This window comes from Thermoflexus sp., assembly GCF_034432235.1.
In the GTDB taxonomy this organism is placed as follows: Bacteria; Chloroflexota; Anaerolineae; order Thermoflexales; family Thermoflexaceae; genus Thermoflexus.
The window spans coordinates 1-3,000 of record NZ_DAOUCJ010000040.1 but is presented as its reverse complement, the minus strand read 5'-3'; the positions used below and the strand labels follow the sequence as shown (position 1 = coordinate 3,000).

4 protein-coding genes are annotated in these 3,000 nt (G+C 65.0%); 3 read left to right on the top strand and 1 reads right to left on the bottom strand.

Annotated features, from left to right (window positions below):
• A partial coding sequence (locus tag VAE54_RS04955; RefSeq protein ID WP_322800829.1) for an aconitase family protein occupies positions 1-570 on the bottom strand: 570 nt, incomplete at its 3' end.
• Between the two features lie 341 nt (positions 571-911).
• Between VAE54_RS04955 and VAE54_RS04950 the strand changes: the two genes are divergently transcribed.
• The 3 genes from VAE54_RS04950 to VAE54_RS04940 are packed head-to-tail and all read left to right on the top strand — an operon-like array spanning position 912 to position 2,736.
• A complete protein-coding gene (locus VAE54_RS04950; RefSeq protein ID WP_322800828.1) occupies positions 912-1,223 on the top strand; it encodes a transcriptional regulator in 312 nt (103 codons plus the stop codon).
• 37 nt (positions 1,224-1,260) lie between these two features.
• Positions 1,261-1,986: a hypothetical protein gene (locus VAE54_RS04945; protein ID WP_322800827.1), complete on the top strand. Its 726-nt coding sequence runs from the start codon at positions 1,261-1,263 to the stop codon at positions 1,984-1,986.
• 27 nt (positions 1,987-2,013) lie between these two features.
• Positions 2,014-2,736: a CPBP family intramembrane glutamic endopeptidase gene (locus tag VAE54_RS04940; RefSeq protein WP_322800826.1), complete on the top strand. Its 723-nt coding sequence runs from the start codon at positions 2,014-2,016 to the stop codon at positions 2,734-2,736.
• Positions 2,737-3,000 lie beyond the last annotated feature (264 nt).

Below are 3,000 nucleotides of genomic sequence, written 5' to 3'. Positions count from 1 at the left end.
CGCCAGGTATTCCAGGTTCACCTGGTGGACGATGCCGGTGCCGGGAGGGACCACGCGAAAGTTCCGGAAGGCCTTCTGGGCCCAGCGCAGCAGCGCATAGCGCTCCCGGTTGCGTTCGAACTCCTTTTCCACGTTCATGTAGAAGGCGAGCTCCGTCCCGAAGAAATCCACCTGGACGGAGTGATCGATCACCAGATCCGCAGGGACCAGGGGATTGATCCGCCGGGGATCCCCGCCCAGGCGCTTCACCGCCGAGCGCATCGCCGCCAGATCCACCACCGCAGGAACACCAGTGAAATCCTGGAGGATCACCCGGGCAGGCATGAACGGGATCTCCCGATCGGGAAGATCCCGAGGGACCCAGCGGGCGAGGGCCAGGACGTCCTCTTCGGTCACCAGGCTGCCGTCGCAGTGCCGGAGGAGGTTCTCGAGAAGGACCCGGATGGAGAAGGGCAGACGGGAGGGATCGCTTACGCCCTGCTCCGCCAGACGACGGAGCTGATAATACACGACCGTTCCGGCCGCGGTTTCCAGCATCGCTTTCGCGCCGAAGGGATCGGATCGCGTCATCGCTGCACCGCCTCCATGTTCCTCAGGTCTGGAAGCAAACGCCATGGCTATCGTAACACACCCCGCCCCATGCGCCAAAGCGCGGGAAGGAAGAAAGCCCGTCAGGAGGGTCACGCCCGTGAAGCACCCCCGGCCGCGGATCCCGAAACGCTCCTCTTGACAGGATCGGGGAAGTCCGTTATACTTTTCGACACAAAGTTCTTTTCGTAAGCAAAGTAGACTGATCCGCAAAGGAGATCGGCGTCGTGGCCCTGCCGAGCCTGGAGGCGATCGGAAAGCGGGCGGAGGGAGCCCCTCCCCGGCCGGCATATTCGGACAGCCCCGGAATGCGATAACAGCCTATGGAGATCCTGGATCTGAATCCGATCATCCACGAGCGGGTGCGCCTGGGGATCATGACGCTGCTCCTTCAGGCTGGGGAGCTGGACTTCCAGACCCTGAAGCGGGAGCTGGGCGTCACGGACGGCAACCTGGCCCAGCACCTGCGGGTGCTGGAGGAGCACGGCCTGATCCGGGTGCACAAGGCTTTTGCAGGCCGGCGGCCCCGCACGACCTATGCCCTCACGCCGGAGGGGCGCCGCCGCCTGCAGGTCTACCTGGATCGCCTGGGCCGGATCCTGAAATCCGCGCGGCGCAAACGCGGAGCAGCGTGAGGGGAGTTCATGTTTCAAAACGCGATGGAGGCCTCCCATGGAGACGAGCGAGAAGGTGCTTCAGGAGCTTCTGGAGACGGTGGATGTGCTCCGTGTGATCGCGATGAAGGGGCGGTCGGAGGTCCGCCATTTCGCGTTCTATATGGTGGCCTTCGGCCTCTACACGGCGTTCAACATCTTCTCGGATCTCCTGATCGGCCGCGCCTTCTGGGTCCCAACCCTTTACCTCGCCTTCTTCGGGGCCACCGCGCCTATCGCCGGTCCCCTCCCCGCTCTGATCCTCTGGGGCATCGCCGGCGCCCTCGCATGGGTCGTCGCGCGGGCCGTTCCATTCACGGGGTGGATCCTCGCGGCGATCCTGCTGACGGCGGCCGGCGGGATCATCGCCACCTATGGGATTGCCCTCCGCCGCGGGCGGCTGGAAGGGATGCCGCCGCTGCGCACGGCGCTGGCCCCGAAGGTGGGCTGGGCGTGGGGGGTGATCATAGGCGGGATGGCGATGCTGGCGACCGGCCTGGGCCCCGCCTCCCTCCCCTCCGGGGCCATCATCGCCCTGTGGGGCTACGCCATCGGGATCGCCCTGTTCGTATCCGGCATCCTGCTGCCCCTTTTCTTCCCCCTGGGCGTTCTCAGCGCCTTCGGCGTCCCCTTCCTCGCTTTGTTCGCCGGCCGTCCAGATCTCGCCTTCGCGCTGGAGGGCGCGCTGGGCCTGGTGATGGCCGCCGCAGGGCTTCGCGAACTCCATCGGATCGATGGGCAGTGAGAAAACCCGTAGACAGGAGGTGAAGCGATGCGCACGTCCCTTCCGATCCGGTATCTTCTCTTCCCCTTCATCAGCATCATCGCCACGGCCGTGACCTTCTTCGGCATCTACACGGCAGGCTACATGGCAGGCCTTCCCCCGGAGAGAGCGGCCCTTGCCGTGGGTATCCGGGATCCCGGCGTGTTCAGTGTGCTGATCTACGCCCTGTGGGCGGCGGTCACCGCGTGGGCCCTCGTGCGGATCCTCCGTTCGGAAGGCGTGGGGCTTCCGGATCTGGGATGGCGGGGGAAGCTTTCTCTGGAGGCCGTGGGATTGGCCGCTTTGGCCGCGGTGGCCGCGGAAATGCTCTGGTTCCCCTTCGATGCGGCGCGGCAGACCCTCGGGATCCCCCTTTACTGGGATCCCGCGCGCCGGGGTTTCGTCCAGCCGGCCTCCACCCTGGAGTTCGTCTGGATCGTCCTGGCCGGCCTGATCCTGGTGCCGCCGGCGGAGGAGACCATGTTCCGGGGATATGTGCTCCAGGCGCTGGAAGGTCGGATCGGACGTCTCAGGGCATTGCTCCTGCACAACCTGCTCTTCGCCCTCTATCACGGGGGCATCGGGCCTGGGCTGGTCCTGTATGTCTTCTTCTGGTCCTTCTTTCCCGCCCTGCTCTACATGCGCTATCGATCGGTGTATCCCTGCATCCTGATGCACTTCCTGAACAACCTGTGGGTGGATATCGCCGTCCCGTTGCTCTTCCTGCGCTGAGCTCCAGGTCGAATGATGAACTTCAAAAAATTCGTTAATCGGCCTCGCGAGGCGCTGATGCGCCACACATCGGCCTGCGCCGCCGCGAAAGCCGTTCGGCTGGCGCAGGCCGGCTATGGGCCGAAGGCCTTTTGAGGTCGAATTCATTCGACACGCCATGCGTTCACAACGGAATCAACCCCCGTATAATGCGAGCTCCGGGCCTGTGCCTCCCTCGAACGGCCATGGTCGGACCTGCCCGTTTGGGGAGAGGAAGCGATCCGC